Source organism: Cognatishimia sp. (genome assembly GCF_964229375.1).
In the GTDB taxonomy this organism is placed as follows: domain Bacteria; phylum Pseudomonadota; class Alphaproteobacteria; order Rhodobacterales; family Rhodobacteraceae; genus Cognatishimia.
In genome coordinates, this window is sequence record NZ_CAXREH010000210.1 from 1 (window position 1) to 6008 (window position 6008).

The 6008-nt window shown below is 58.0% G+C and carries 6 protein-coding genes; 5 read left to right on the plus strand and 1 reads right to left on the minus strand.

Annotation, left to right across the window (positions count from 1 at the left end):
- Window positions 1–127: 127 nt before the first annotated feature.
- Genes ACEQWH_RS15185 through ACEQWH_RS15195 form a run of 3 tightly spaced genes read left to right on the plus strand, consistent with a single transcriptional unit; the run spans window position 128 to window position 3253 of the window.
- Window positions 128–1192, plus strand: a complete 1065-nt coding sequence (locus tag ACEQWH_RS15185; protein ID WP_370232262.1) for a Gfo/Idh/MocA family protein — start codon at window positions 128–130, stop codon at window positions 1190–1192.
- 19 nt (window positions 1193–1211) lie between these two features.
- Window positions 1212–2105, plus strand: a complete 894-nt coding sequence (locus ACEQWH_RS15190) for a TIM barrel protein (RefSeq protein WP_370232252.1) — start codon at window positions 1212–1214, stop codon at window positions 2103–2105.
- A gap of 14 nt (window positions 2106–2119) precedes the next feature.
- Entirely contained in the window at window positions 2120–3253 is a 1134-nt protein-coding gene (locus tag ACEQWH_RS15195) for a Gfo/Idh/MocA family protein (RefSeq protein WP_370232254.1), read from the plus strand.
- A gap of 9 nt (window positions 3254–3262) precedes the next feature.
- Here the strand turns inward: ACEQWH_RS15195 and ACEQWH_RS15200 are convergent, their stop codons facing one another.
- On the minus strand, window positions 3263–4258 hold the full coding sequence (locus ACEQWH_RS15200) for a LacI family DNA-binding transcriptional regulator (RefSeq protein ID WP_370232256.1): 996 nt from the start codon (window positions 4256–4258) through the stop codon (window positions 3263–3265).
- Between the two features lie 181 nt (window positions 4259–4439).
- Between ACEQWH_RS15200 and ACEQWH_RS15205 the strand changes: the two genes are divergently transcribed.
- Both ACEQWH_RS15205 and ACEQWH_RS15210 read left to right on the plus strand, forming a co-directional pair.
- Window positions 4440–5390: a sugar ABC transporter substrate-binding protein gene (locus ACEQWH_RS15205; protein ID WP_370232258.1), complete on the plus strand. Its 951-nt coding sequence runs from the start codon at window positions 4440–4442 to the stop codon at window positions 5388–5390.
- A gap of 85 nt (window positions 5391–5475) precedes the next feature.
- On the plus strand, window positions 5476–6008 hold a 533-nt coding region (locus ACEQWH_RS15210; RefSeq protein ID WP_370232260.1), incomplete at its 3' end, for an ABC transporter permease.

The window sequence follows — 6008 nt, forward strand, 5'->3', positions numbered from 1 at the left end:
ATGTCGAATGCAGCTTGCGAGTCATTGATTCTCAGGATACTAATTTTGCAACCGGTTGCAAATTGAATTTCAAACCGTGAGGAGATGACAGGTGGAAATCGGGATTGGCATCATTGGCGGCGGCTATATGGGCAAGGCACACGCGGTGGCGATGGCCTCGGTTGGAGCCGTGTTCAATACGACCCTGCGCCCTCGGCTGGAAATGGTCTGCGCCTCGTCACCGGATTCGGCAGAGCGGTATCGCGCGGCCTATGGGTTTGCACGCGCCACGGACGATTGGCGCAGTCTGGTCGAAGACCCGCGCGTCGAGGCCATCGTGATTGCCTCGCCTCAGGACACCCACCGCCGCGTTGCCGAAGCAGCCTTCGCACTCGGCAAACCGGTGCTCTGCGAAAAACCGCTTGGGGCGTCTTTGGACGACAGCGCCGCAATGGTTCAGGCCGCTGAAACGACGGGAATTACCAATATGGTTGGGTTCAACTATATCCGCACCCCCGCCAGCCAATATGCGCGCAAACTTATACCAGACGGCGAAATCGGCGACATCACTTGGTTTCGCGGTGAGCACACCGAAGACTTTTATGCCGACCCGCGCAGCCCTGCCAGCTGGCGTACAACCGGCATGGCCAACGGCACTTTGGGGGATCTCGCGCCTCATATGATCAACGCAGCTCTGGCGCTGATGGGCCCCATCACGCGTGTCATGGGCGCCTATGAAACTGTCCACAAAGAGCGCCCCGGCGGAACCGTAGACAATGACGACCACGCCCAGATGATGTGTCGGTTTGAAAATGGTGCGATGGGCGCGATGTATTTCAGCCGCATCGCAACCGGTCGCAAAATGGGCTACGCCTATGAGATCACCGGCACCTCGGGGGCGATCCGGTTTGATCAGGAAGATCAGAACGCCCTTTGGCTTTACAAGATGACCGATCATGAACCCCAGCGCGGGTTTCGCAAGATCCTGACCGGCCCCGCTCACCCGGACTATCTGCCCTTCTGTCAGGGACCGGGCCACGGCACCGGCTATCAGGACCAGATCATTATCGAAGCGCGCGATTTCCTGCACGCGATCGACACAAGCACGGCCATCTGGCCAACCTTCAAAGACGGACATGACGTGAACCGCATCGTCGCCGCCACCATGGCATCTGCGGACACAGAAACCTGGCAAAACATCAACGAATTCTAAGTTTCGGAGACCAAGACCAATGACAATCAGAATTGGCAATGCCCCCTGCTCCTGGGGCGTCGAATTTGCGGACGATCCGCGCAATCCGGCCTGGCGGTCGGTCCTGAAAGACTGCGCTGAGGCGGGATACAAGGGTATTGAGCTGGGGCCTGTCGGCTTCATGCCCGAAGATCCCGCGATCCTAGGCGACGCCCTAGCCGAGCATGATCTGGAATTGATCGGTGGAGTTGTCTTTCGCGCCTATCACGACCCGGCGATGTGGGAAGATGTGCTGGACGCAACCCACCGCACGGCCAAAGCGTTGAAAGCCCATGGCGCGCAGCATCTGGTCTTGATTGACTCGATCTCTGAGCGTCGCGCGCCCACAGCAGGACGTGCCGCCGAAGCCGAGCAAATGGACGCGGCGGAATGGGCCGCATACCGCGACCGCATCGCCGAGACCGCGCGGATCGGCGCCGAGGAATACGGCCTGACCGTAGGCATTCACGCGCACGCAGCGGGCTTTATGGATTTCGAGCCAGAGCTTGAACGACTGCTGAACGAGGTCGACGACAAGATCCTGAAGATCTGCTTTGACACGGGGCATCACTCTTATGCAGGGTTTGATCCGGTCGCCTTCATGAAGCGCTATGTGGATCGCATCTCTTACATGCATTTCAAGGACATCGATCCAAAGGTCAAAGCCGACGTCATTGCCAACCGGACAGGGTTTTATGACGCCTGCGGTCAAGGCATTTTCTGCAACCTTGGCGACGGCGATGTCGATTTCCCTGCGGTGCGTCAGATCCTTCTGGACGCGGGTTTTCAGGGTTGGTGCACTGTCGAGCAAGACTGCGATCCGACACTGGACGTCTCGCCCATTGATGACGCGCGCACAAACCGAGAATACCTTGAATCCATTGGATTTAACTAAGAAAGGCCTGCGACATGACAAAGCTGAAATGGGGAATGATCGGCGGCGGAGAAGGCAGCCAGATCGGGCCGGCGCACCGTTTGGGTGCCTTGGCGGATGGCCACTTTGAATTCACCGCTGGTGCGCTGGATCACCGCCCGGACGTCGGGCGAGAGTATGCGCAACGTCTTGGTATCGCAGCCGACCGCGCCTATGGCGACTGGACAGAAATGCTGGCGGGCGAAAAAGACCGCACCGACCGCATCGACCTTGTCACCGTGGCCACGCCCAATGCGACGCATTTTGAAATCACCAAAAGCTTCCTTGAGGCGGGCTTCAATGTGTTGTGTGAAAAGCCGATGACCATGACTGTCGAAGAAGGCGAAGAGATCGTCAAAATCGCCGAAAAGTCCGGCAAAATATGCGCGGTGAACTATTGTTACTCCGCCTATCCAATGGTGCGGCAGGCGCGGGCAATGGTGCGCGCGGGCGAGATCGGCAAGGTCCGGCTTGTGGTCACGAACTTCAGCCACGGCCACCACGGCGACGCCACGGATGCAGACAACCCGCGGGTACGGTGGCGCTATGATCCGGCGATGGCGGGTGTCTCGGGGCAGTTCGCCGACTGTGGCATCCACGCGCTTCACATGGCCAGTTTTATCAGCGGCGACGAGGTGGAAACGCTGTCTGCCGACTTTGCATCGACCATTGCCAGCCGCGAGCTGGAAGACGATGCCATGGTGAATTTCCGCATGCAAGGTGGCACGGTCGGACGTCTGTGGACTTCGTCGGTTGCCATCGGGCGCCAGCATGGTTTTGACATTCAGGTCTTTGGTGAAACAGGCGGCCTGCGGTGGGCATCTGAACAGCCAAACCAGCTTGTCTATACACCGGTTGGCGGACGCACGCAGATCATCGAAAAAGGCGAAAGTGGCCTTTACGAAGAAGCGCAGCGCCTCAGTCGTGTCGCGATCGCGCACCCCGAAGGGTTCCCCTTGGCTGTGGCGAATATCTATTGCGATCTTGCAGACGCCATCCGCGGCGAAACGCGCGACGGTCTGCCCAATGCCGCAGACGGCGTGCGCTCTATGGCGGCGGTCCACACGGCAGTGCAATCTGCAAAAGCAGGGGGTGCCTGGCTGGACGCCCGGCCTTCGATTTTCAGGTAAACGATAGCGCTAGAGCGCGGGCAAAGTTCCGCGCTCGACGACTGAACACGGAAAGATCCGGGCCTCTGGATAGCGGTCCGGCTCATCCAGCATGGCCACCATCAGCTCGATGGAAGAATTGACGATCTGGCGGATCGGCTGGTGGATCGTAGTCAGATCAATGTTTTCCCAGCGCGACATTTCCATATCGTTGAGGCCAATGATGCCAATGTCCTCGGGACAGGACAGACCCTTGTCCTTAATCGCCGACAAAACCCCAATCGACAGAACGTCATCGCCGCAGAAATAGCCCTCGGCGGGCGCGTCTTCCAACAGTCGCAGCATTTCCCGCCGCCCTGCTTCATGCGAATAGGCCTGCGCGAAGGATTCGGTCAGGCGGACGTCGGGATGCAAGGCCATCTCTTCGACAAAGCCTTTGTGACGGTCCTGCGTAGAGGTCGCGTCTCGCGGTCCGCCCAGAAACGCCACATGCTTGTATCCACGTGCCATCAAGGCTCTTGCGGCCATGCGACCGGTTTCAACGTTGTCGATACCCACCACATGCACCTTAGGCGAGGACGAGGCCCGGCCAAAGGAATGCACCACGGGAACGCCTGCGTCCCGGAACGCAAGCGCGAATTCTGGCGGCAAAGTCGAGGATGCCACGACCACGCCATCCACAGAATACTGACGCAACATGCGCACCGAGTTTTCAGGGTCTTGTTCGTCCGTCAGGTTCACCAGCAACGGCCTCAGCCCGCGATCCTGCAGCCCGCGCGTGAACAGATCAAAGACTTCCAGAAAGATCGGGTTGTGAAAGTTGTTGGACACCAAACCGATCAATTTGGTGCGTCCCGTCGTCAAGGATGAGGCCAACGCATTTGGGCTGTACCCCAGCTCGCGCGCAGCCTTCTCGACCTTGGAGCGCATCTTTTCCGATACCGAAGCCCCATCCGTGAACGTCCGAGAAACAGCAGATCGAGACACGCCTGCGCGCACTGCAACCTCTTTCAATGTGACGGGCATTTCAGACTTCCTTGGGCTTCGTTAACGGTGTTCTAAACCTTTTTAATATTGACTGCAGCCCCAAAAACCAAATTTAGCATTTTGCAACCGGTTGCAAAAACCAAGCGGATGTGCTTATGTTGAGTCGGAGCAATACGAAATTGCTCGTGCAATTTACGAGTGTGAAATCTGGGAGGATCACATGACATCATTCACCAAGAAACTGGCACTGGCTGCAGCGGTTGTTGCTGCACCGCTCATGGCGGCAACGTCTGCGGCGGCCGAAGGCGAGAAGTATATTCTGGTCAGCCACGCACCTGACAGCGACAGCTGGTGGAACACCATCAAGAACGGCATTGCACTGGCGGGCGACCAAATGGGCGTTGACGTCGAGTATCGCAACCCGCCCACCGGTGACCTTGCGGATATGGCGCGTATCATCGAGCAGGCAGCAGCAAGCGGCCCGAACGGCATCATCACCACACTGTCTGACTATGACGTTCTGTCCGGTCCGATCAAAGCAGCGGTCGACAGCGGCATTGACGTGATCATCATGAACTCGGGCACACCAGAACAGGCGCGCGAAGTTGGCGCTCTGATGTATGTTGGCCAGCCAGAGTATGATGCAGGTTATGCTGCCGGTCTGCGCGCCAAAGGCGACGGTGTGGGCAGCTTCCTGTGTGTAAACCACTACATCAGCTCTCCATCTTCCACCGAGCGTTGCCAAGGTTTCGCTGACGGTCTGGGCGTCGAACTGGGCAGCCAGATGATCGACTCTGGTCAAGACCCTGCTGAAATCAAAAACCGTGTTCTGGCGTATCTGAACGCAAACCCAGACACTGACGCGGTTCTGACCCTCGGCCCAACCTCTGCAGACCCAACTCTGCTGGCGCTGGACGAAAACGGCATGGCGGGCGACATCTATTTCGGCACCTTCGACCTGGGTGAAGAAATCGTCAAAGGCCTGAAAGCTGGCGTGATCAACTGGGGTATCGACCAACAGCCGTTCCTGCAGGCGTACCTGCCGGTTGTCGTTCTGACCAACTACCACCGCTACGGTGTTCTGCCAGGCAACAACATCAACTCCGGTCCTGGCTTTGTGACCGCAGATGGCCTGACACTGGTCGAGCAATACGCAGGTGAATTCCGCTAAGAGCGAACACCTAACAAGGGCGGCGGTTTCCGCCGCCCTTTTTCTTTGTACAATCCCCAAACATTACTAACTCGTGGAGTCTTCCATGTCCGACGCAAACACACCCAGTGTCGACGAACGGGTCAAGCAACAGTCGCGCCTCAGGCAAGCCCTGATCCGGCCCGAGCTTGGCGGCATCTGTGGCACGATCATCGTCTTTGTTCTTTTCTTCATCTTCGCCGGCGACAGCGGCATGTTCAACGCGCAGGGCGTCATGAACTGGAGCGTCGTCTCGGCACAATTCATGATCATCGCCGTCGGCGCCTGCTTGCTGATGATCGCCGGAGAATTCGACCTTTCCGTAGGCTCGATGATCGGCTTTTCGGGCATGATGATCGCGATCTTTGGCGTCACACTGGCCTGGCCGATCTGGATGGCCATCATCGTGACGTTCCTCATGGCAATGGCGATCGGCTGGCTGAACGGCTTTATCGTCGTGCGCACCGGCCTGCCAAGCTTTATCGTGACGCTTGCGTTTCTGTTCATCTTACGGGGCTTCACCATCTTTCTGCCGCAGGTCATCGAACGCAAAACCATTATCGGCGGCATCAAGGATGCAGCCGAAGGCGATTGGCTGGG